Raw genomic sequence first — 22,222 nt, forward strand, 5'->3', positions numbered from 1 at the left:
ATGAACAAATATTTATCAGCAGTATTTTTGTTTATTATTTTTCTTGGAATCTATTATTTCGGAAGTTTTTCAAAAATTCCTTTTGCCGATTGTGTTGGGTTTGTGTTCAGTGCAGAAAAGGGTATATGGGAAACAACGGCTACGGCAACAAGCCACTTTCTCTATATCAACACCGTTATTTTTATCAAAAACCTGGCAGGCATTAATGCTATTGAAGCAAGCAGGTTTTTGGTTGTTTCTTCAGGTGCCGCTACGGTTTCTGTTATTTATCTCACGGTAAAAAGCATTTCAAAAACAGAATGGGCATCTCTTACAGCTGCTTTTGTTTTTGGTTTTAGCTTTACCTTCTGGAGAAATGCGGAGATCGTAGAAGTATATACTTATAATTCTCTTTGGGTAAGTCTTTTCTTTTTTTCAATGATCAGAAGCTTTACTGAAAAGAAAAGAATCTATATCCTGTTGAGCAGCCTCTTTTTAGGAATCAGTTTATGGGTGCATATTCAGAATATTCTTCTGATCCCTGCTTTGGTTGTCTTCTTATTTTACTTCAGAAATGAAAAAAAATACGCAGTGGTTTCGCTATTGATTTTTGCTGCATTATTCAGCTCTCTATTCGTTCTGAATATTTCCCAGGGACTTCCTTTCAAATCGCCTTATAGTTCTGATCAGGGAACCTGGGTAGAAGATTCGTTGAAAAAAGACACCTTTCAATATGTAAAAGATTTTTTTCAATCTTTGGGATACCTTTTATATAATTTCAACCTCTTTATCTATTTTGGAATCGCAGGAATTTTCTTATTGTATAAGACGAATAGAAAAATGTTTTTTGTTTTTACAGTAGGAGCAGTATGTGTATATGGGTTTTCAACCTTTTATGCTGTATCAGATAATTACGTATTTTTCCTACCATTCAATATAATTTTTGCCTTATCCATCGGGTACGGTCTTTCTTCAACAAAGTATACCAGTCTCCGAAAATTTTCATGGGTATGCCTGTTGATTCCTGTGGGATATCTTCTAGTCTATAAAGTCATATTATTAACAGAAAAAGGAAAAGAATTTCACACGTTTAAGGAGTATAAAGGAGGGCTTAATTATTATGCACTTCCATGGATGAATAACAATGTCGGCATTTTGGAGTTTACCATTGATAAGAAGCAGGCACCTGAACCTATTGAATGGATGACCATCAGTGCGATAGAATATATAAAGCTGTTAAAGAGCAAAGGTTACACAGAAGAAGAGATCAGAAAACTTTAACAATAATTATGAAAGGCGGTCATTTTATGAGGCATATTTTTTGATAACTTTGGTTTACTTAATACTAAACAAACACAAAAAATGAGTTTAATTGACCTACTTACAGGGAACACAGGCAACCAGGTTGCAGAACAGGCTGAAAACAAATTCGGAATCAGCAAAAACCAGGTAATTGCCTTATTAGCAGTAGCTACTCCCCTTATCATTTCTTATCTTAGAAATAAATCTCAGGATGCTAAAGAAGCAGAAGCTTTAAATAGTGCTTTAGATAAAGACCATAACGGAAGTATTTTAGATGATGCCTCACAAATTGAAGCAAGACAGGCTGAAGGAGGATCTATTCTTGATCATATTTTCGGCGGACAAAAAAGTACTGTTGAAAACCAGCTGTCACAAAACACAGGAATTTCAATAGACAAAATAGGTCCTATTCTTGCGATGCTTGCCCCTGTTGTAATGGGTTATATCGGCCAGCAAAAGCAACAAAATAATGTAGGTGCCGGCGGTTTGGGTGATCTTTTAGGAGGAATTCTTGGAAATGCTTCTAATCAGGCTCAGGCTCAGCAGTCTAATCCTTTAAATGACATTCTTGGAAGTGTTTTAGGAGGTGGCGGACAAGCTCAATCATCAGGAAATCCTCTGAACGATATACTGGGAAGTGTATTGGGTGGTGGAAACCAACAACAAGGCGGTGGTGGCTTAGGCAGCATCCTTGGTAATATTCTTGGAGGTAAATAATTAATTTAATTTTCATAAAAAAAGACCGGAGATATGATCTTCGGTCTTTTTTATTTTGATTACTTCTTAGGTTTTTCTTCAGAAGCTACAAAAGATTTTGAAGCCTTTTTAGGTCTTCTTTTACCATAACTTCCGGAATTAATTTTTCCTCTTCTTGATTTTTTGTCTCCTTTTCCCATAGTATTATGTATTTGTTGTACTACGAATTTATAAAACCCAACGCTAAAATCCAATTAATAAAGCTGTTAAAGTTTTATAAATAGCCGGGAGCTGGGAGAGGGAGGCTGGAAGTTACACCAGGTTGCTATTTTCAATTTCTCTGTTATCAGATCAAAATCTATACTATATGATTGCTGTTAAAGACTGTTTTAGATATTTCATACCTTCATGACTTCCATCCTCCAGCCTTTTAAACCTTTATCATTTTCCTTAAAAAAAATCTACACTCCAATGTTTGCTAATAAAAACCGTTTTAAATATTTCAGACCTTTATGACTTCCATCATCCAGCTTCCAGCTCCCAGCCTTCTAAACCTTTATCGTTTTCCATTTTCCTTTTTTAAACAAGATAAAAGCAACAATGGTGATTAAAGTTTCTGCCGCCGGAATTGAAATAAAAACACCTTTCGGCCCCATGTCAAAATATTTGGATAAAAAATAGGCTAAAGGAATCTGAAACAGCCAGAATCCAAAAAGATTAACCCATGTAGGAGTCCAGGTATCTCCTGCCCCATTGAATGCATTGATCATTACCATACCGATTCCATAAAAGATAAATCCAGTGCTCATAATCTGAAGAGCATTTTTAGCAAAATCTTTAATGGCCATTTCCTGCGTGAAAAAGCCCACTAAAAAATTCCCCATAAAAAGGAAGATCAGACTTACCACCAGCATAAAGATGACATTATATTTCACGGTTTTCATCACAGACTGTTCTGCTCTCAGCATTTCATTAGCTCCCATATTTTGTCCTACCAGCGTAGATGCGGCATTACTCAGTCCCCATGCAGGAAGCATAAAAAACATCATAAGTCTTAAAGCGGTCTGATAACCTGCTGATGCATTCTCACCGCCTGTTGTCGCTACGAGTTCTGCAAGGAAAATCCAGCTGCACGATGCAATGACAAACTGAAAAATTCCGGGAGTTGCTATTTTTATGATGGATTGGATGAGTTCATAATTCGGTTTAAAATAAGGAATCTTTATACGAATCTGCGTATCTGCTACTAAAAGATGATACAACTGATACATCACTCCTATGCTACGGCCTATCGTTGTGGCCAAAGCAGCGCCTGTTAATCCCAGAGCCGGAACTGGCCCTAAGCCTTTTATCAGAATCGGACAGAGAATAATATTGGCAATATTGGCTATCCATAAACTTTTCATCGCAATCATCGCATTTCCTGCTCCTCTGAAAATACCATTGATTAAAAATAAAAGCATAATAATGGTACTGCTTCCCATCATAATTCTGGTGAAATTCTTTCCGTAAGCTGCCGCTTCAGGTTTTGAGCCCATCAGAATCAAAATTTCTTCAGCATAGATCACTCCAAGTAGGCTTAAAACAAAAGTAATAGCAAAGGAAACGAGCAATACCTGTGCTGCACTTCTGGAAGCCTGTTCTGGGTTTTTCTCCCCAATTCTTCTTGCCACTAAAGCGGTTGCCGCCATACTCATACCGATCGCAATAGAATACATCACGGAAAGTACAGATTCGGTAAGGCCTACCGTCTGAATGGCAAAACCACTTTCTTTCAGGTGACCAACAAAATAGAGATCAACAAGAGCAAATACAGATTCCATAGCCATCTCCAACATCATGGGAATCGCTAAAAGCAGTACAGCACTTCTGATATTCACTTTTGTAAAATCTGTTTCTTCGCCACTGAATGCTTTTTTCAAAAACTGAATATATTTTGTCATGACTCTCCTGGTTTATTAGCAAAAGTATTCATTCAAAAGCAATTAAAAGTTGGCATATGAAAAGTTTTAATCATTTTTTGAATCATGACTGTTGCTATCAAAATTCAGTTAAAAATATTTTAAAATTAATTTTGCAATAAAAATTTATCGTAATACGATAAATTTTTATACATTTACAACAACTAAAAATAATATCGCATGAAATTAATTGGTGAAAAATCTGTTTCCACTCTGCTAAGTAAAATTCTATTGGCAGGCTCCGTTGCTCAGCTTCTATACCTGGGATATATCATTTTGGGATTTGTCATTCTTTACAATAATTTACATCAGGGAATACCGTTGTTCTCAGAAACTTTTACAACCGGAAATTTCGATAATGAAATAAGAAAAACAGCAACTGATTCTTTAACGTTCCAATTCGAAATGCCATTAACGGGTGCTGTAATCAAAGGCAGTTATACGCTGTATACCTTTATTTCCATTATTTTTTTTGTGGGATTTTACAGCGTTTTTACTTTTTATTTGTTCAGAATATTCAAAGGGATGAGTGCTGATCTTATTTTTAATATAAAAGTCATCCATGATTTAAAGATATTCGCAACCCTTAACATCGTCTTTATCCCCATCTATAGTATCGTTTTATATTGTATGGATCAATCTATCTATAGCATAGATCCTCTATTCATCCTACTTCACCTCACATTGGGAATCATTATATTTTTTATTATAGAATTTTTCAAAAAGGGATATGAATTACAAACAGAAAACGAATTAACTATATAATCATGCCGATCATTATCAACATTGATGTAATGCTTGCCAAACGGAAAATGCAGTCCCAGGAATTGGCCGAGAAAATAGGAATTACCCAAGCAAATCTCTCCATTTTAAAAAACGGAAAAGCCAAGGCTTTAAAAATTTCCACCTTAGAAGCAATCTGTACTGCACTGGATTGCCAACCCGGAGATATCTTAGAATTTAAACCATAAAAACTACAATATGCAATTACACCAAACCCTTAAAACAATCATTCTAGCATTAGGAATGTTATCCGTGACCTCTGTAACCGCTCAGGAATTAACAAATGAGCATAAGCAAATGCTAAAATATGACAACACTGCCTACTTTGCAGGTTTGATCAATAAGGAAAACATCAATGCGTGTTATCAAATCGAAAATAACGCTTATACTTTATTAGCGCTGGCCATTAAAATGAACAGCAAGGAGATATTCCAAAAACTGATTGATGAAAAAGCTGATCTAAACAAAATCTGTGATGGAAAAACACCATTAATGTTTGCGGCAAAATATGGCAATACAGAGTTAGCAAAAAAACTTCTGACCAACGGAGCAAAAAAAGACATGAAAACCTCAGCAGGCTACATTGCTTTAGATTATGCCCGAAAGTATGAAAAACCTGAAATGATTAAGCTTTTAGAATAAGTTCCCTTTATTTCTCAAAAACTGTTTTACGATTTTACAATAATTAAAAGAATAGACCGCTTAATCAAATAACATTTATTGCCAAAACTTATCAATTGGTAATAAAATTTAATTTAGATTTGTATATTCTTAAAAATTATTCTTATGAAAAAAATAATCTCTACTACCTTTCTATTTGGAATGTTACTGTCTGGCAGTATGTTATCTGCTCAGAAAATGACTCAGGAAAAGATGAAAGCCATTTATTCTGATGATATAGCAACATTTAAAAAACAGTTTGCCCCGGGAGATTACAACAAATGCTTCCTTGTTGGAGATATACTTTATTCACCTCTTGGTTTCAGTGTTATGTCTGATAGAAAGAATATTATCAACTTCCTTTTGGACAACAAAGCCAACGTTAACAAAAAATGTCAAAACAAAACACCTCTTGAAGTAGCTGATGAAACAAAAGGTACTGAAGAAATAAAGAGAATTCTGATCGCAAAAGGTGGTAATAGAAATTAAAAAATCTAAAAACAATATATGAAACTTCCGAAAGGAAGTTTTTTTTATTTATAAAACCTGCAAAAATCTTATCTTTGCCAACGAAAAATTCAAGGTTCAAAAATGAACCTTAAACATTGAACTTTAAACAAATAATTATGTTTCGATCACACACCAACGGAGAGCTATCTCTGAAAAATCTGAATGAAGAAGTTACACTATCAGGATGGGTACAGACTATCCGTGATAAAGGATTTATGATTTGGGTAGATCTACGAGATCGTTACGGAATTACCCAGCTGGTTTTTGACCAGGAGCGTTCTTCTGCACAATTGATGGAAGAAGCTAAAAAACTGGGCCGTGAATTTGTGATTCAGGCTACCGGAAGAGTTATTGAAAGAGTAAGTAAAAACCCTAATATTCCAACAGGGGAAATTGAAATTCTGGTAGAAAAACTGACTATTCTGAACGACTCTCAGCTTCCTCCTTTCACTATTGAGGATGAAACAGACGGTGGCGAAGAATTAAGAATGAAATACCGTTACCTGGATATCAGAAGAAATCCAGTAAAAGATAAACTGATCTTCCGTCATAAAATGGCACAGAAAGTAAGAAATTATTTATCTGAAGAAGGTTTCATTGAAGTGGAAACCCCTGTTTTGATCAAGTCCACTCCGGAAGGCGCAAGAGACTTTGTGGTACCAAGCAGAATGAATCCGGGGCAGTTTTATGCATTACCACAATCGCCACAAACTTTCAAGCAGCTTTTGATGGTAGGTGGAATGGATAAATATTTCCAGATTGTAAAATGTTTCCGTGATGAAGATTTAAGAGCAGACAGACAGCCGGAATTCACACAAATCGACTGTGAGATGGCTTTTGTAGAGCAGGAAGATGTCATGAACGTATTTGAAGGAATGACTAAAACTCTTATTAAAGATATTACAGGTCAGGAATTCGGAGAGTTCCCAAGAATGACTTTCGCAGATGCGATGAGAAAATACGGAAACGACAAACCGGATATCCGTTTCGGAATGGAGTTCGTAGAATTGAACGAACTGGTAAAAGGAAAAGACTTTAAGATATTTGATGATGCAGAATTGGTTGTCGGAATCAACGTAGAAGGATGTGCAGAATATACGAGAAAGCAAATTGACGAACTTGTTGATTGGGTAAAACGTCCTCAGATTGGAGCTTCAGGAATGGTTTGGGCAAAATTCCAGAATGATGGAGTGAAAACCTCATCAGTGAACAAATTCTACAACGAAGAAGATTTAGCAAAAATCATCGAGAAATTCGGAGCAAAAGAAGGAGACTTAATGCTGATTCTTTCCGGAAATGAAAACAAAGTAAGAGCTCAGCTTTCTGCTTTAAGAATGGAACTTGGAAACCGTCTAGGATTAAGAAAAGGAAATGTATTTGCTCCACTGTGGGTAGTTGACTTCCCTCTATTGGAATGGGATGAAGATACTGAAAGATACCATGCAATGCACCACCCTTTCACCTCTCCAAAACCAGAAGATATCCACTTATTGGAAACAGACCCTGGAAAAGCAAGAGCCAACGCTTACGATATGGTTCTTAACGGAAATGAAATCGGAGGAGGATCTATCAGAATTTTTGACAGAGATCTTCAGTCTAAAATGTTTGATTTATTAGGATTCACCAGAGAAGAAGCAGAAGCTCAGTTTGGATTCCTAATGAATGCGTTCAAATATGGAGCTCCGCCACATGGTGGTTTAGCATTCGGATTTGACCGTTTGGTAGCTATTCTTGATGGAAATGAAGTAATCAGAGATTATATCGCATTCCCTAAGAACAATTCAGGACGAGATGTAATGATTGACGCGCCGGCTTCGATTGCCGATGCACAGCTCGATGAATTAGAATTACAATTGAATTTAAAAAATAAATTAAACATTCAATTCAATTCTTCAAACGATCTCAAAATCAAAAATTTAATCGATAAAATTACTATTGAGTTTTTGAATAGCAATAAAAATAATGTTAGTTCAAATATTAATTATTTGTTCGAATTGAACAATGATTTGAATATTCCACTTGATGGCTCAACTGAAATTAACAAAATAAGTAGTCTATTAAATAAAATTGCTGAAGCATCTTTAAGCAGCAATGAAAGTATTGAATTATTAAACAAATCATATAATACAATTAGATTAAACAATATAATCTTAGAAGAATAAGATAATAGCGGGGTTTTGCCCCGCTTTTTTTATATTATCAATTACAGGGGTTTTCCATTTACCCTACATTTACCCTTGCTTTATACAGACAATATTTTTTTTGAAAAATAGATATTCAGAAAATCACATTTTTACAGTTATAGCTATATAAATTTAATCATGTCTTATTAATTTGTTAATAGAATAAACTTTACGTGAGTATAATGTACAGTTTTAATCACTATATCAAATATTCGTGAAATAATTAGATTTGAAAATAACTAGTAAAAATTAAATCAAAATAAATTATTTAACGAAATAAATACATTTTACAAACAAAAACACAACAAAACAATCAATATATTATGTTATATTTAAATAATAACTTTTATTGATATATTTACCACACACAGCTGAATTATAATGAAGACTTAATCAAAACTTAGAAATTGATGTATTTTTATAATCTCATGCGTATGATAATAATATAGCTGTTCATATTTTAAACCTTGATCACCAAACCAATATTAAATAATATGAAAAGCAAACTATTACTATTATCAGGATGCCTTGTTTTGGCACTGAATTCATGTAGGTCGGATATTGAAAATGCACAGGCAGATTCAATGGATCAAACAACGACAAAGCTAGACAATGCAAAGATTCACAAATTCTTAATTAACGGAAATTACACGTATGTCAATGAAGTAAACGGTGAATATTTTTACGCCGATGACATTACGATTAGCCCTGAGCAGTTTGACAAATTAAAGATGCAGGCCAATTCTGAAATGTCAACCGTTGAGAAAAGTACCATTGTAAGTTCCTTTATTAAGACATGGCCGAATGCAACAGTTTATTATACATTACCCAGTCAAGGAAGTCTGAGTACTCAGAATTACAATACCTTCCTTACCAATATCAACAAAGCGTTTGATATGATTTCTTCTCAAACCAGTGTTCAGTTTGTTGAACGTACCAATCAAACAGAATATATCACTTTTACTTATACAACCTCCAATAGCTCTCCCCTTGGATGGCAAAAAAACAGGGTTAATGGTATTAAAATTTATAATATTACTTATCCCGCAATTATTGCTCATGAAATAATGCATTCTATGGGAATCATGCATGAGCAGTGCCGTCCAGACAGAGATCAGTATATTATTGTAGATGTTAACAAAGCTGTAGAAGGAAGCCGTCATAACTTCAATCTTTATAATGATTATGCGGGACATGGGGCTTTTGATTTCGGATCAGTCATGATGTATCAGTCTACAGACTTTGCTATAGACGCAAGCCAGCCTGTAATGACTAAGCTGGACGGATCTACATTTACCAAGCAAAGGACAGGATTATCTGCTGGTGACTATGCCGGAATAAACCATTTGTATGGACCTGTTAATGCCTCTTCTGCAATCAACGGAACCTATACAATGACAACGGCTTTAGCGAGTGATAAAAATTTAGATATTTCCGGAAGTTCCACTACAGACGGCACCAGTATAATTCTGTATTCAGCTTCTACAGGGAATAACCAGAGATTTACTTTCACCAAATCAGATCATGGGTATTATATCATCAAATCTATATTGGATCCTGCAAAAGTATTAACCGTAAAAAGTAACGGAACAACAAATGGAACTGCTGTTGAATTAAGAACCAATTCTAATGCGGATTCTCAGAAATGGTTATTATTCAATCTGGGAAATAATGGTTTTGGATTCGCTCCTAAGAATGCGCCAGCATTGAGATTAGAGGTAAAGAATGGTTTAACCACTAATCTTACTCCTATTGTAATCGGTACTACGGATCAAACGGTTCAGCCTTCTACAAAGCAACGTTTTGTACTTACAAAAGTTAACTAAACTTTTTCATCCAAATAAAGAGGTTAGGAAATGTATTTCCTAACCTCTTCTGTTTATCAGATCAGTATATACTTTCTGTTCTGTAATTATTTACTGGTTAAATTTAACATTTCATTTCTTCCCGGACCTGTTGAAAGATAAGCCACCGGAATCCCCAATTCAGCCTCCAAAAATGATAAAAATTCAATTAACTCCTTTGGTAACTCTGAAGGGCTTTTCATTGTAGAAAAATCAGCATTCCAGCCGTTCATCCATTTCAGTACAGGTTTTCCGTTTTCCGGAAGTATTCCTGAAGCCGCTACTGTTTTTCCATCTTCCAGTTCATAATGGGTACAAACAGCTACAGTTTTCAATCCGCTTAAAACATCTGCCTTCGTCAGAACCAGCTGCGTGACTCCGTTGATCATTACCGCATATTTTAAAGCAGGTAAATCCAGCCAGCCTGTTCTTCTCGGACGTCCTGTATTGGAACCAAACTCATTCCCTTTAGTTCGGATCTCTTCTCCTAATTCATCAAACAACTCTGTTGGAAATACTCCGTTCCCTACTCTCGTACAGTATGCTTTTGCTATTCCAAATATTTCACCGATCTTTTTCGGTGAAACACCTAACCCACTGCTCGCTCCTGAAGCTGTTGTGGAAGAAGAAGTTACATAAGGATAGGTTCCGTGATCAATATCAAGCATGGCTGCCTGAGATCCTTCAGCCAATATTGTCTTTCCTTCAGTCAAAGCATTGTTTAAATATATTTCGGTTTCTGTACACTTAAATCTCTTCAGAAAATCGACTGCTTCAAAAAACTCATTACTGATATCTTCTAAAGAAGGTAACTCTATATTTCCCTCAGCAAGCATTTTGTAATCTCTTGCTAAAATATGTTTTACCCTGCTTTCAAAGTCCGGTGCAAACATATCTCCTATTCTTACATTCTGTCTTAAAATTTTATTTGAATAGGCCTGAGCAATCCCATTTTTAGTTGTTCCAATGGTAGTATAATCAGAACTCTCCTCCATAAAAATATCCAGAAGCTTATGGGTAGGAAGTACAAAGTGAGCTTTTAATGAAATAACGATATTATTTTCCGGCTGAACTGTCTCATCAAATGTCTGCAGGTTTATAATCTCTTTTTTAAAACTCACCGGATCCAGAACAGTTCCCGTACCGATAACGTTCTGCACTCCTTTCATAAAGATTCCCGAAGGGATCATTTTAAGCGTAATTCTGCGGCCATTTCTTTCTATGCTGTGCCCAGCGTTAGATCCGCCGTTAAAACGCGCTGTAATGTCATAATTTTCACTGATAAGATCAATAAACTTTCCTTTTCCTTCATCACCCCATTGTAATCCTAATACAATATCCATATTCGTACTTTAATTTTTATAGGGCAAAGCTATGACAGTCAAATAGAAAGGCCATTGCCATTTGACAAAAAGAGATTTATTAATTAGATATTAGATGTTAGATGTTAGATGTTAGATGTTAGCCAAATTTACAAAGTCTGTTGTTCTTACACACTCATTAGTATCATCTATCAATGATCATTCATCATTGATCATTCTAGACTATATTTCTTCTGATCCGGCTTAATGAAGAAGGAGTAACCCCAAGATAGGAAGCGAGCATAGACTGTGGAACCCTATTGGCAAGACCGGGATAATGGTTTAAAAAATGAATGTACCGTGATTTAGCATCCTGATTCAGCATGATACTGGCCACCTTTAACTTGTTCTCCACCACAAAGGCATGAATTCTGGCAAATAAAACCGGCCACACTGCAATTTTCTGTTCCAGGATTTTAAAATACTGAAGATCCATCACCAAAAGTACAGCATCAGTAATCGCTTCAATATCTTCATGCGCGGGCAGCTGATCTGTAAAGCCCTGAAAATCTCCGATAAATCTTCCTTCATAGATGAAATACCTGGTAAAATCATCACCCTGTTTATTATAATACAAAGACCGAAATACTCCTTTTTTCACAAAAGCAATTCTTTGGCTCACCTTTCCTGCTTCTACAAAAGGTTCTCCTTTTTTTACAGTGACTTCCTGAATGCCTTCAGCAATCAAAAGCTCATCCTGAGGATTCAGTGACCCGAATTTTTTGATATAATTAAAAAGTTCTTCCATGTTGTATTGTATCCACAGATTGCGGAAAGATAAAGATATAAAAGTCGGCGCTAAAAACAATTGTCATTTGGCAACAAAGCCATCTAAAGGTACCACACGGGTGTTCAACGGCATGTTAATTGCTTGATTTTTAAAAACGTAAGACAATGAAAGCAATTTGGAATGGCGCCATTGGCTTCGGTTTAGTCAACATTCCCGTTAAAATTTATTCGGCAACGGAAACCACAAAATTGGATCTCGATATGCTCGACAAATCTGATTTTTCCAATATACGGTTTAAAAGAGTAAATGAAAATACAGGAAAAGAAGTTAAATGGGAAAACATCGTCAAAGGTTATCTCATGGACGAAAAATATATCGTTCTTGATGAGGAAGATTACGAAGCAGCAAGCCCTGAAAAGTCAAAAATACTCTCTATTGACCAGTTTGTAAAGGAAGTGGAAGTAGACAGTGTGTATTTTGAAAATCCTTATTATCTGGAACCCCAGAAAAATGGAGAAAATGCCTACAGACTTTTACTGAAGGCTCTTGAAAAAACAGCTATGGTGGGAATCGGAACATTTGTACTCCGTGAAACGGAAGCTATTGGAATGATCCGTCCGTACAAAGATGATATCCTCGTTCTCAACCGTTTGAGATTTGATCAGGAGATAAGAGATTATAAAGATTTAAAAATCCCTGCTCAAAAAGCTCCCAAGCCTGCAGAACTTAAAATGGCAGTTAATCTTATTGAGCAGCTTTCTCAGGAATTTGATCCTGCGATGTACAAAGACACCTATTCTGATGAACTGATGAAGATCATTAAGCAGAAAGCAAAAGGCAAAAATATAAAAGCTAAAAAAGCACAGCCTGCAAAAGAAGGTAAAGTGATTGACCTGATGGCGCAGTTAAAAGCAAGTCTTAACAGCCCCAAATCCAAATCCGCATCATAATGGCTCTTAAAGATTATAATAGTAAAAGGAAGTTCGATGAAACCAGCGAACCAAAAGGAAAAACCAAGAAAAGTAAAGACAAACTTATTTTTGTGATTCAGAGACACGCTGCTTCCAGACTTCATTATGACTTCCGGCTTGAAATGGAAGGTGTACTGAAAAGCTGGGCAGTTCCAAAAGGTCCGTCTTTAGATCCAAAAGACAAACGTCTGGCCATGATGGTAGAAGATCATCCTTACGATTATAAAGATTTTGAAGGAAATATTCCTGAAGGAAATTACGGCGCCGGACAGGTGGAAGTATGGGACAGCGGAACTTATGAACCTCTGGAAGAAAATTCTAAACTTACAGATGAAAAAGAACTTCTGAAGGAATTACATGCAGGTTCTTTAAAATTTATTTTACATGGCAAAAAATTAAAAGGTGAATTTGCTTTGGTTAAAATGAAAAATACAGAGGATCATTCATGGCTGCTCATCAAACATAAAGATGAATTTGCAGAAGCCCATTATGATGCTGAAGAAAACACCTCTCCAAAATCTCTGGTTACAAAATTTTTAGAGGAAAAAAAAAGCCTAAAAATAAAAGAAAAAAAGAAGTCATAACATCTGACAGATCTTTCAGAAGTTTTAATTCTTTAACCAACGAAAAAAAACTGAAGTCTTTCATCAAACCTATGCTGGCTAAGCTTTCAGAGGAAGCATTCAATGATAAAGGCTGGATCTTTGAAATAAAATGGGACGGCTACAGAGCTATTGCAGACCTCAGTAAAGATACTCCACTCCTCTATTCCCGAAACGGGATTTCATTTTTATCTAAATTCGAAAAAATAGCATCGGAGCTTGAAAAACAGAAATATCATATGATTCTGGATGGCGAAGTTGTAGCCTATAACGAACAAGGAAAGCCTAATTTCCAGCTTTTGCAACAAATTGGAGATAATCCCAATGCGGCTATTGTTTATCAGGTTTTTGATCTTCTTTGGCTTAATGGCCATTCTACAGAAGATCTTCCTCTTATTCAGCGGAAAGAACTCTTAAAGGAAGCTCTGACAGAAACTGACAGTATTAAATATTGTGATCATATTCCGGAAAAGGGTATTGAATTTTTTGCTCAGATGAAAAAAATGCAGCTGGAAGGTATGATTGCGAAACGAGCAGATAGCTCCTACAGTGAAAACCACAGAACCGATGACTGGCTTAAAATAAAATTCTCCAATACTGATGAGGTTATTATTTGTGGGTTTACTGAGCCCAGAGGCACACGGGAAAGTTTCGGAGCATTGATTTTAGGAAAATATATCAATGGTAACCTTACTTACTGTGGCCATACAGGTACAGGATTTAATAATAATTCTCTGAAAGAGCTCTATAAAAGGTTTCAGAAATTAATTGTAAAATCTTCACCTTTCGAAACAGTTCCCAAAACCAATATGCCGGTGACATGGATAAAACCTGAACTGGTTTGTGAAATAAAATATTCTGAAATTACCCGGGACGGAATCTTCAGACATCCAGTTTTCATGACAATCAGAGAAGATAAAAGTCCGGAAGACCTTAAAGAATCATCCTTCACCGAAAAACCTAAAGAAATGAAATCAAAAACTGCATCAAAAAAAACGGAGGTTACTGAGAAAGAAAAAGAGATCACTTTAGATAAGCATCTTGTAAAACTTACGAATCAGGATAAAGTTTATTTTCCTGAAGAAAATATTACGAAAGGAGATGTCATAGACTATTATCAATCTATAGCACGTTATATTCTGCCTTATTTAAAAAACCGCCCCCTTTCTCTCAATCGATTTCCCAATGGAATTGAAAAACAGAGTTTTTATCAGAAAGATGCAGGAGATCATATTCCTGAATGGATAAAAACCACACAGGTATATTCTGAATCGAATGATAAATACATTGATTATATTTATTGTAATGACAAAGCAACATTAGCATATCTGAATAATTTAGGCTGTATTGACCTCAATCCATGGAATAGTTCTTTACCGGATCTTGAGCATCCGGATTATCTGGCTTTAGATCTTGACCCTTCTTCAAAGAATACGTTTGATGAAGTAATCGAAACGGCTCTTCAGGTGAATGAAGTTTTAAAATCAATTAAAATAAAAGGTTACTGCAAAACTTCAGGGAGTACGGGAATTCACATTTATATTCCGATGGGTGGCAAATATGATTTTGACCAGGTAAAAGATTTTGCTCATATCCTCATGAAACAGGTGAATGATAAGCTCCCTAAGATTACGACTTTGGAAAGGAGTCTCCAAAAAAGGGACAATAAAAAAATTTATCTTGATTATCTGCAAAACAGAACGGGCCAGACTCTGGCAAGTGCTTACAGTCTTAGGCCTAAACAAGGTGCCTCCGTTTCTATGCCTTTGGATTGGGATGAATTAAAGTTTGGGCTGAAACCAACAGATTTTACTATTACCAATGCACTTGAAAGAATTAAAGAGAAAGGAGACCTGTTCAAACCTGTTCTGGGTAAGGGAATTGATATGATAAAGGCTTTGGAACTGCTGCAGAATATTGATTAATTTCTATACTTTTGCCGGAAATTATAATAATGGAAAACACATTGAATGTTCCGGTAACTTTTAATGAAAATATTGTACGCAAACAATTGTGGAAATATTTTTATTATTCATGGAAAAAGAAACTCCCAACTATTCTTAGAAATTTATGTTACACCCTTCTTGCTCTATTTATTTTTGATAGTCTTATCGGTAATAAGAGCAGGTATGACTTTTTACGATTTGCATTCATATTTTCCGGAGTAGTCTGCATCTTTTATCTTATCTACTTTTTTTATCAGAAAGCCAATCATTCCATTAAATTAGATAAACATATTGATGAGTTAAAAGGCTACCATCCTATAACAGAATTATATTTTGATGAAAACAGTATCCTTATCAAAAGTGAACAGTTTGATGTAAGAAGTATTTGGAAAAAAGTAACTTATGAAGTTTCCAATAAAATCATATTGATCCATATTGAATTGGGTACAGTCTTTACTTTCCTCGTCAGTGAGGAAGAAACTAATCAATATATGGAAATACTTGAATTTTTAAAAAGTAAAACAAAATCAAAAAATAAATAATTTTCATTTGAATTGTAAAGAATAAAAAGCTCCTACATTAATACCATGCAGGAGCTTTAAAAAAATTAAATATAATTATTGATTATAAACATGAATATCTCGTTGTGGAAAAGGAATTCCTATTCCTGCTTTATCGAGAGCTTCTTTACAACCGATGATTAATTCTTCATTCATTGTCCAGAAGTTTTCAGTGGAAGCACTCACTCTTATGGATAAATTGACAGCGCTATCTCCCAGCTGAGTCACCACTACTTGGGGCGCAGGTGTTTCGAGCGCATATTGATTACTTTTAATAACATTCATTAAAACATCTTTGGTCTGTCTCAGATCTGCATCATAGGCAACCCCAATATCCAATGATGTTCTTCTTGTTCCTAATTGGGTAAAATTGGTAATACTATTATTTGAAACTACTCCGTTTGGAATAACGATGAGTTGGTTTTGCGGGGTGATTAGTTTTGTATGAAAAATATCTATTGCATCTACCGTCCCTGAAACTCCGGAATTGGTAGAAATAAAATCTCCGATTTTAAAAGGTTTTAATAGTAAAATTAATATTCCACCTGCAAAATTCGTCAGAGATCCCTGTAAGGCTAAACCTACAGCCAAACCGGCAGCACCAATCATTGCGACAAATGCAGAAGTCTGTACTCCCAGCTGTGTCACCACAACAATAAACAACAGAATATTAAGCCCCCAGTTGATAATATTTAAAAGAAAATGCTGTAGAGAAGCTTCCATATTTCTTTTTTTGAAAGCTTTCTCCACCAGTTTCTTAATCATTCTGATCATCCATGACCCGATAAGATAAATTAATAATGCAGAAATAATTGCAGTAAAAATTCTCGGTGCCCATGAAATTGCTGAAGAAATTAAGGTGTCCCAGTGTTGTTGAATGTTGTTCAATTCTAAATCGTCCATTTTTGTACGTATGTATGTGTTTTACTATTTATACCAATAAGATATTGATATCTTCTGCAAGACTTAAAATGAAACTGAACAAAAGTATAATCCGGTTCAAAAAGAAATTCACCTTACACCAACCTAGTGAAAGTAAAAATATTATAGATTAAAATAGATTGACAGCAGAACAGATTGTTTCTGCTTTACTCAATAATCATTCAGAAATTGAATCTTGCAGGAAGAAATAATTTTCAGGTCATAGAATTACAAAAACAATACCGAAGTGTGGTAGTCATCAAAGAAAAATAATGTTAATAAACGTTATTTAAGGTAATTTTGCGGCCAGGCTTTCCGGTAAAAGTCTAAGAATATGGTAGATAATCTTCCATTTAAAATTTGGAACAATGGTAAAGGAGTTTCCTGCATTAACAATAAATTTGGCCACATAATCCGGTTCCATAATCAAGGATTCATTCAATTCCAATCCTTCATTAATCTTTGTTCTGATATAACCAATAACCAAAGCATTGACAATGATGTTACGGGAAGCTAATTCCTGTCTTAATCCGGCCAAGAACTGGGTAAATGCGGCTTTTGTGCTTCCATACACAAAATTACTTTTTCTTCCTCTTACTCCAGAAAGTGAAGAGAGTCCAATGATTCTTTCCAGGTTTGAATTGGTTTTATCCATTGCCATAATGCTCAGGATTGACACCCCACCCATATAATTGACTTCCATCATTTGTTTGGCGCCTTTAAAATCAGTCAAAGCTTTTTGATTGTCTACTAAAAAGCCTGCAGCATACACTACAATATGAGGTTTTACAGAAAGACTGGAATAAAATTCATGATGAGAATCAAAATCTGCGGCATCAAAATATAAAACAGAAATTAGTGAGCGGTTCAGATTGTTTGAATCAATAAAATCGTCCAAAGATGTTGTATTTCGGGAAGCAGCAATGACTGAAAATCCTTTTTCAGTATATTGTATTATACATTGTTTTGCTACATCTGAATTAGCGCCAAGAATAAGAACGGTTTTATTTGTGTTTTGATTCATTGGACAAAGATAAATTTTATTAGGCACTAAAACCCTATAAAAAAGCTGCGGCGGGTGAACTTCGTTCACCCGCCGCAGCAAATATTTTCAGACTGAATTATTTTTTTTCTTCAGTTGCTGTTTCTTTTTTATCTTCTGTTTTATCAGTAGATTTTGCTTTATCTCCAAAACGAGCTTCTGTCATTTCTCTTGAAACTGCCGCTTTTTCGAATTTCAGTTTTCCGGATAATGTTTCGATAACAAAACCATCATCCTGAACCTGAGCAATTCTTCCGTGAAGACCTGATGTAAGAACTACTCTTGTTCCTACTTTAAGGTTTTCCTGAAAGTTTTTCTCCTGCTTCTGTTTTCTCATCTGAGGTCTGATCATCAGGAAATAAAATCCTACAAACATCACCCCCATCATGATCAGCATCATTGGTGATGACCCACCTGCTGCCTGTAAAAATAGTGTCAACATATTGTAAATATTATGGTTGAATGTTCGCTGTGAAAGTTAATCTGATTGGAGCTTTTTCTACGTTTGCAAAAACATCTGCATACTTCTGAACGTTTCCGTCAAAGCTTGAAGAATCGAAATGCAAAGTAACTTTTCCTTTTTTACCCGGCATAATCGGTTCTTTTGTAAAGTCTGGCGCCGTACATCCGCATCCTGGCTTCACTTCAGAAATGATCAATGGGTTTTTCCCCGTGTTGGTAATTTCATATACATGCTCTACTTTATCACCTTTTTTGATTTTTCCAAAATCGAAGCTGTTTTCAGATAAAGCTACAGAAGTAGATGGTTCATTAGAAACCGGAGCAGCTGCTTCACCCGCTACAGGTGCTGCCGCAGAATCAGTGGTTACCGGAGCCGCAACAGCTGCAGAATCAGTAGTTGCAGTTTCAGTGCTTTGAGTTTCTTTGTTTTCCTTTTTACATGAAACTAACCCAAAGCCTATAATTGACAAGGCGATAATTGATAACGTCTTTTTCATTTTATATTCTATTTTGATCTTTACAATATTTATCTAAAATACCATTGATGAAGATATTGGAACGGTCTGTAGCAAATACTTTTGCAATTTCAATATATTCATTAATGATCACTCTTGAAGGGGTAAAAGCAAAGTTATCAAGCTCTGCAATGGCTGTAGACAAAATTACTTTATCCATTAAAGAAACTCTTTCCAGATCCCAGTTTTCCAATCTTTCTTCCAGCTTCTTTTCATTGTTTTCCCAGTTGTTCAGAGTATCTCTCAACAATTTTGCAGCGAATGTTTTATCTTCTTCATCTTTAATCATTTTGATCAAAGTTCTGCTTTCTTCATCTTCTCTCAGGAAACCGATCGTTTTTTGTACCATTGAATTGGCAATGTGGATATCATCATACCATGAAAGTTCTTTATCTCCTAAATAATCATGAAAATCTTCATTCTCAGCAATATATCTCAAAAATAATTTACCGATAAATTTCTGATCTTCTTCAAAGGAGTATCCTTCTTCTTTCATGAAATCCTGATAACGTTTCCCCGCAGTAATTCTTTGGAAAGTCTTTACCAATAAATCATCATGCATATCCCATTTCAGCTGCTTATGCTGCCCTGTAAAAAATAATCTTTCAGGGTTTTCTTCCAGTTTAAGCAATACTTGGTTGTTGATGAATTTTTGGTTAGGATTAATATCAGCATCAGTTTTAAGAAACTTATTCTTACCAATTTCGATCTGATGTTCTGCCAGTTCTTTCAGAGCTACCAAAAAATTGAGTTGGTAGATGTACAGATAATAGATTTTCTCTATCCCAGCAAACATGTTTTTCTCTAAAACATCAAATTTTACAGGATTTTGGTAGTAAGAATACACTGTCTGTACTACTTTTTCACGGATTTGTCGTCTTCCTAACATTCAAAGAGCTTTTTTATGGGGGCAAAGATACAAAATTTAAAATTGATGAAATTCGTAGTGTGATGACATTTTTGTAATTTTGCCAAACTATATGAAAGCGCTAAAAACCTTAAACCCTTATTTTTGGAAACACAAAATACTATTGTTTTGGGGGGTACTCTTTATCATCGCCAGTAATTTCTTTAATATATATAAGGTTCAGTTTGTAGGAAAATCTGTAGATGAACTTACTAAAAGTGGGAATCTTGGCTTCAATCAGCAAGTTTTAATTTATGTTGGGATTATTGTAGGATGTTCTCTTTTAACCGGATTCTTCACCTTTATGATGAGGCAGACTATTATTGTTGCCTCCAGAAGAATAGAATACGAGCTTAAAAATAAGATCTACAGACATTATCAGGATTTATCTTTAACAGATTATAAGCAGACTACCATCGGAGATCTGATGAACAGATTGAGTGAAGATGTTGTGGCAGTAAGAATGTACCTTGGTCCCGGAGTGATGTATGTAGCTAATTTGATCGTCCTGGTATTGATTACGGCTATTTATATGGTAAAAACGGATGCTTCTATGACGATGTGGACTTTACTTCCGCTTCCGATTTTATCTTATGCCATTTATAAAGTAAGTTCGATCATTAACAAAAAGTCGAAGATCATGCAGAAAAGCCAGTCTGCGATTTCTACTTTTGTACAGGACAGTTTTTCTGGAATTCGTGTGGTAAAATTTTTCGCGAGAGAAAAATACATTGGGAAAAACTACGGGATAAAAGTCACAGATTATCAAAATAAAGCATTAGATCTTGCCAAAACAGAAGCCTACTTCTTTACTATTATTCTTTTTGTCATCGGATTATTAAACGTAGCGGTTATCTGGATTGGAGGCGCTAAATATATTGCAGGGGAATTGAGTATCGGTAAAATTGCAGATTTCTTCATGTATATCAACACCCTGATTTTCCCTTTCTCTATGGTAGGATGGGTAACTTCCGTCAATCAGAGAGCTGAAGCATCGATGCAGAGGATCAATGAATTCATGGATAAAAAGTCTGAGATTATTAATACCAATTTTGAAAATTATCCTATCAAAGGAGATATAGAATTCAGAAACGTCTCTTATGTATATCCTAATACAGGAATCAAAGCTCTGGATAATTTAAGTTTCACTGTAAAAGCCGGAGAATCATTAGCTATTATGGGCAAAACCGGAAGCGGAAAATCAACGATTGCCTTGCTTTTATGTAGACTGATTGACCCGAGTGAAGGAGAGATTCTGATTGATGGCAAAAATCTGAAAGATCATAATCTGTACAACTACAGAAACTTTATCGGATATATTCCTCAGGAGAGCTATCTATTCTCTGATTCTATCGAAAATAATATTGGTTTTGCCATTGATAATCCTTCTCATGAGAAAGTGGTAGAGTACGCAAATATTGCCGATGTTCACAAAAATATTGTAGAGTTTAAAGATGAATATAAAACACTTGTAGGTGAACGGGGCGTAATGCTTTCCGGGGGACAAAAGCAAAGAATTTGTATCGCAAGAGCCTTAATTAAGGATCCTAATATCATTATTTTTGATGATTCTTTGTCTGCATTAGACACTGAAACGGAGCAGAATATTCTGGAAAATATTGATAAAAAAATCAGTAATGCTACTTCCATAATTATCACACACAGAGAGTCTAGCGCTCAAAAAGCCCATCAAATTATCAACCTTACTGAAATTGCCAATTCTGTAACCGCATAGCCATTTCGTTCTCAATTGTTAAATAAATCATAAAAAAAATTTTGTGATTAAAAGAATTCTTTTATATTTGTTCTTAACAAGATTAAAAAATATCTAACAATGAGTGAATACAAGGAACGCCATGAAAATGAGATTTTCACGAAGGTGTTAAAAGCAGGGAGAAGAACTTATTTCTTTGATGTGCGCGAGACGAAAGCAGGAGATTATTATCTTACAATCACTGAGAGTAAGAAGAATTTCGGAGAGAATGGGGAAGCTACATTCGAGAAGCATAAAATTTACCTTTACAAGGAAGATTTTAAGAGTTTTCAGGAGATGTTTAATGAGTCCACAGATTTCATCATTAACGAAAAGGGTGAGGATGTAATTTCAGAAAAACATGACAAAGACTTTAAGAGCAGATCTTATACAATTGATTCTGACGACGAAGTTTAAAAAGAATATCTAAAAACACAAGCATCTGAAAAAGATGCTTTTTTTATGCCATAAAACAGGATTCTTTATTAACACTTTTTATAGTTTGCCCAATCAATTTTAAACCTTACCGATTTT

Annotated in this window: 22 protein-coding genes and 1 pseudogene; 14 read left to right on the top strand and 9 right to left on the bottom strand. The window is 35.1% G+C overall.

The annotated features are described in order from the left end of the window. The gene (locus CQ022_RS12325) at window positions 1–1,260 is read left to right on the top strand and encodes a protein O-mannosyl-transferase family (RefSeq protein ID WP_105681659.1); all 1,260 of its coding nucleotides are present in this window, start codon (window positions 1–3) and stop codon (window positions 1,258–1,260) included. Between the two features lie 81 nt (window positions 1,261–1,341). Next, window positions 1,342–1,998 carry a DUF937 domain-containing protein gene (locus CQ022_RS12330; protein WP_105681660.1) on the top strand — a complete coding sequence of 219 codons (657 nt, stop codon included), beginning with the start codon at window positions 1,342–1,344 and terminating at the stop codon, window positions 1,996–1,998. Window positions 1,999–2,057: 59 nt separating this feature from the next. On the opposite strand, the gene CQ022_RS12335 is transcribed toward CQ022_RS12330, so the two are convergent. Beyond that, window positions 2,058–2,177 carry a 30S ribosomal protein THX gene (locus CQ022_RS12335; protein ID WP_105681661.1) on the bottom strand — a complete coding sequence of 40 codons (120 nt, stop codon included), beginning with the start codon at window positions 2,175–2,177 and terminating at the stop codon, window positions 2,058–2,060. Window positions 2,178–2,525: 348 nt separating this feature from the next. Next, a complete protein-coding gene (locus CQ022_RS12340) occupies window positions 2,526–3,920 on the bottom strand; it encodes an MATE family efflux transporter (RefSeq protein ID WP_105681662.1) in 1,395 nt (464 codons plus the stop codon). Between the two features lie 198 nt (window positions 3,921–4,118). Between CQ022_RS12340 and CQ022_RS12345 the strand changes: the two genes are divergently transcribed. The 6 genes and pseudogenes from CQ022_RS12345 (at window position 4,119) to CQ022_RS12370 (ending at window position 9,900) form a co-directional block, all read left to right on the top strand. Further along, entirely contained in the window at window positions 4,119–4,703 is a 585-nt protein-coding gene (locus tag CQ022_RS12345) for a hypothetical protein (RefSeq protein ID WP_105681663.1), read from the top strand. 2 nt (window positions 4,704–4,705) lie between these two features. Then, entirely contained in the window at window positions 4,706–4,909 is a 204-nt protein-coding gene (locus tag CQ022_RS12350; protein WP_077418859.1) for a helix-turn-helix domain-containing protein, read from the top strand. 10 nt (window positions 4,910–4,919) lie between these two features. Further along, the gene (locus CQ022_RS12355; protein ID WP_105681664.1) at window positions 4,920–5,363 is read left to right on the top strand and encodes an ankyrin repeat domain-containing protein; all 444 of its coding nucleotides are present in this window, start codon (window positions 4,920–4,922) and stop codon (window positions 5,361–5,363) included. 144 nt (window positions 5,364–5,507) lie between these two features. Further along, the gene (locus CQ022_RS12360) at window positions 5,508–5,870 is read left to right on the top strand and encodes an ankyrin repeat domain-containing protein (protein ID WP_123864430.1); all 363 of its coding nucleotides are present in this window, start codon (window positions 5,508–5,510) and stop codon (window positions 5,868–5,870) included. 137 nt (window positions 5,871–6,007) lie between these two features. After that, window positions 6,008–7,753: pseudogene (gene aspS / locus CQ022_RS12365) on the top strand (aspartate--tRNA ligase); the annotation flags it as partial. An 815-nt stretch (window positions 7,754–8,568) separates the two neighbouring features. After that, complete coding sequence (locus tag CQ022_RS12370) at window positions 8,569–9,900, top strand: M12 family metallopeptidase (RefSeq protein ID WP_105681666.1); 1,332 nt, start codon at window positions 8,569–8,571, stop codon at window positions 9,898–9,900. An 86-nt stretch (window positions 9,901–9,986) separates the two neighbouring features. Here the strand turns inward: CQ022_RS12370 and CQ022_RS12375 are convergent, their stop codons facing one another. Then, entirely contained in the window at window positions 9,987–11,261 is a 1,275-nt protein-coding gene (locus CQ022_RS12375) for an adenylosuccinate synthase (protein WP_105681667.1), read from the bottom strand. Between the two features lie 196 nt (window positions 11,262–11,457). Beyond that, window positions 11,458–12,027: a Crp/Fnr family transcriptional regulator gene (locus CQ022_RS12380; RefSeq protein WP_105681668.1), complete on the bottom strand. Its 570-nt coding sequence runs from the start codon at window positions 12,025–12,027 to the stop codon at window positions 11,458–11,460. Between the two features lie 146 nt (window positions 12,028–12,173). On the opposite strand from CQ022_RS12380, the gene CQ022_RS12385 reads away from it, so the two are divergent. The 4 genes from CQ022_RS12385 to CQ022_RS12400 all read left to right on the top strand — a co-directional run bounded on the left by CQ022_RS12385 (window position 12,174) and on the right by CQ022_RS12400 (window position 16,070). Beyond that, window positions 12,174–12,959, top strand: a complete 786-nt coding sequence (locus tag CQ022_RS12385) for a Ku protein (protein WP_105681669.1) — start codon at window positions 12,174–12,176, stop codon at window positions 12,957–12,959. Then, entirely contained in the window at window positions 12,959–13,564 is a 606-nt protein-coding gene (locus CQ022_RS12390) for a DNA polymerase ligase N-terminal domain-containing protein (RefSeq protein WP_105681670.1), read from the top strand. Before CQ022_RS12385 ends, CQ022_RS12390 begins: the two co-directional genes overlap by 1 nt. A gap of 71 nt (window positions 13,565–13,635) precedes the next feature. After that, window positions 13,636–15,507 (top strand): DNA ligase D, encoded by a 1,872-nt coding sequence (ligD, locus tag CQ022_RS12395; RefSeq protein WP_105681671.1) that lies wholly within the window; start codon window positions 13,636–13,638, stop codon window positions 15,505–15,507. Window positions 15,508–15,536: 29 nt separating this feature from the next. Then, window positions 15,537–16,070, top strand: a complete 534-nt coding sequence (locus CQ022_RS12400) for a hypothetical protein (protein ID WP_105681672.1) — start codon at window positions 15,537–15,539, stop codon at window positions 16,068–16,070. 75 nt (window positions 16,071–16,145) lie between these two features. Here the strand turns inward: CQ022_RS12400 and CQ022_RS12405 are convergent, their stop codons facing one another. From CQ022_RS12405 to CQ022_RS12425, 5 genes are all read right to left on the bottom strand, one after another. Then, window positions 16,146–16,991, bottom strand: a complete 846-nt coding sequence (locus CQ022_RS12405; protein ID WP_105681673.1) for a mechanosensitive ion channel family protein — start codon at window positions 16,989–16,991, stop codon at window positions 16,146–16,148. Between the two features lie 307 nt (window positions 16,992–17,298). After that, the gene (locus CQ022_RS12410) at window positions 17,299–18,033 is read right to left on the bottom strand and encodes an SDR family NAD(P)-dependent oxidoreductase (protein WP_105681674.1); all 735 of its coding nucleotides are present in this window, start codon (window positions 18,031–18,033) and stop codon (window positions 17,299–17,301) included. 97 nt (window positions 18,034–18,130) lie between these two features. Continuing rightward, a complete protein-coding gene (yajC, locus tag CQ022_RS12415) occupies window positions 18,131–18,493 on the bottom strand; it encodes a preprotein translocase subunit YajC (RefSeq protein ID WP_105681675.1) in 363 nt (120 codons plus the stop codon). 10 nt (window positions 18,494–18,503) lie between these two features. After that, on the bottom strand, window positions 18,504–19,010 hold the full coding sequence (locus CQ022_RS12420) for a DUF1573 domain-containing protein (RefSeq protein ID WP_105681676.1): 507 nt from the start codon (window positions 19,008–19,010) through the stop codon (window positions 18,504–18,506). Between the two features lies 1 nt (window position 19,011). Beyond that, window positions 19,012–19,917, bottom strand: coding sequence for a transcription antitermination protein NusB (locus CQ022_RS12425; RefSeq protein ID WP_105681677.1), 906 nt, complete (start codon window positions 19,915–19,917; stop codon window positions 19,012–19,014). Between the two features lie 91 nt (window positions 19,918–20,008). Here CQ022_RS12425 and CQ022_RS12430 point away from each other — a divergent pair, with 91 nt between their 5' ends. Both CQ022_RS12430 and CQ022_RS12435 read left to right on the top strand, forming a co-directional pair. Further along, on the top strand, window positions 20,009–21,670 hold the full coding sequence (locus tag CQ022_RS12430; RefSeq protein WP_105681678.1) for an ABC transporter ATP-binding protein: 1,662 nt from the start codon (window positions 20,009–20,011) through the stop codon (window positions 21,668–21,670). 99 nt (window positions 21,671–21,769) lie between these two features. Further along, window positions 21,770–22,105, top strand: a complete 336-nt coding sequence (locus tag CQ022_RS12435) for a DUF3276 family protein (protein WP_002976288.1) — start codon at window positions 21,770–21,772, stop codon at window positions 22,103–22,105. Window positions 22,106–22,222 lie beyond the last annotated feature (117 nt).

The organism is Chryseobacterium culicis (assembly GCF_002979755.1).
Taxonomy (GTDB): Bacteria; Bacteroidota; Bacteroidia; order Flavobacteriales; family Weeksellaceae; genus Chryseobacterium; species Chryseobacterium culicis_A.

Coding starts and splice junctions, on each gene's coding strand:
- CQ022_RS12330 (WP_105681660.1), top strand. CDS start 1,342: ATGAGTTTAATTGACCTACTTACAGGGAACACAGGCAACCAGGTTGCA.
- CQ022_RS12355 (WP_105681664.1), top strand. CDS start 4,920: ATGCAATTACACCAAACCCTTAAAACAATCATTCTAGCATTAGGAATG.
- yajC (WP_105681675.1), bottom strand. CDS start 18,493: ATGTTGACACTATTTTTACAGGCAGCAGGTGGGTCATCACCAATGATG.
- CQ022_RS12360 (WP_123864430.1), top strand. CDS start 5,508: ATGAAAAAAATAATCTCTACTACCTTTCTATTTGGAATGTTACTGTCT.
- CQ022_RS12350 (WP_077418859.1), top strand. CDS start 4,706: ATGCCGATCATTATCAACATTGATGTAATGCTTGCCAAACGGAAAATG.
- CQ022_RS12345 (WP_105681663.1), top strand. CDS start 4,119: ATGAAATTAATTGGTGAAAAATCTGTTTCCACTCTGCTAAGTAAAATT.
- CQ022_RS12405 (WP_105681673.1), bottom strand. CDS start 16,991: ATGGACGATTTAGAATTGAACAACATTCAACAACACTGGGACACCTTA.
- ligD (WP_105681671.1), top strand. CDS start 13,636: ATGCTGGCTAAGCTTTCAGAGGAAGCATTCAATGATAAAGGCTGGATC.
- CQ022_RS12425 (WP_105681677.1), bottom strand. CDS start 19,917: ATGTTAGGAAGACGACAAATCCGTGAAAAAGTAGTACAGACAGTGTAT.
- CQ022_RS12435 (WP_002976288.1), top strand. CDS start 21,770: ATGAGTGAATACAAGGAACGCCATGAAAATGAGATTTTCACGAAGGTG.
- CQ022_RS12370 (WP_105681666.1), top strand. CDS start 8,569: ATGAAAAGCAAACTATTACTATTATCAGGATGCCTTGTTTTGGCACTG.
- CQ022_RS12340 (WP_105681662.1), bottom strand. CDS start 3,920: ATGACAAAATATATTCAGTTTTTGAAAAAAGCATTCAGTGGCGAAGAA.
- CQ022_RS12400 (WP_105681672.1), top strand. CDS start 15,537: ATGGAAAACACATTGAATGTTCCGGTAACTTTTAATGAAAATATTGTA.
- CQ022_RS12380 (WP_105681668.1), bottom strand. CDS start 12,027: ATGGAAGAACTTTTTAATTATATCAAAAAATTCGGGTCACTGAATCCT.
- CQ022_RS12430 (WP_105681678.1), top strand. CDS start 20,009: ATGAAAGCGCTAAAAACCTTAAACCCTTATTTTTGGAAACACAAAATA.
- CQ022_RS12375 (WP_105681667.1), bottom strand. CDS start 11,261: ATGGATATTGTATTAGGATTACAATGGGGTGATGAAGGAAAAGGAAAG.
- CQ022_RS12390 (WP_105681670.1), top strand. CDS start 12,959: ATGGCTCTTAAAGATTATAATAGTAAAAGGAAGTTCGATGAAACCAGC.
- CQ022_RS12325 (WP_105681659.1), top strand. CDS start 1: ATGAACAAATATTTATCAGCAGTATTTTTGTTTATTATTTTTCTTGGA.
- CQ022_RS12410 (WP_105681674.1), bottom strand. CDS start 18,033: ATGAATCAAAACACAAATAAAACCGTTCTTATTCTTGGCGCTAATTCA.
- CQ022_RS12385 (WP_105681669.1), top strand. CDS start 12,174: ATGAAAGCAATTTGGAATGGCGCCATTGGCTTCGGTTTAGTCAACATT.
- CQ022_RS12420 (WP_105681676.1), bottom strand. CDS start 19,010: ATGAAAAAGACGTTATCAATTATCGCCTTGTCAATTATAGGCTTTGGG.
- CQ022_RS12335 (WP_105681661.1), bottom strand. CDS start 2,177: ATGGGAAAAGGAGACAAAAAATCAAGAAGAGGAAAAATTAATTCCGGA.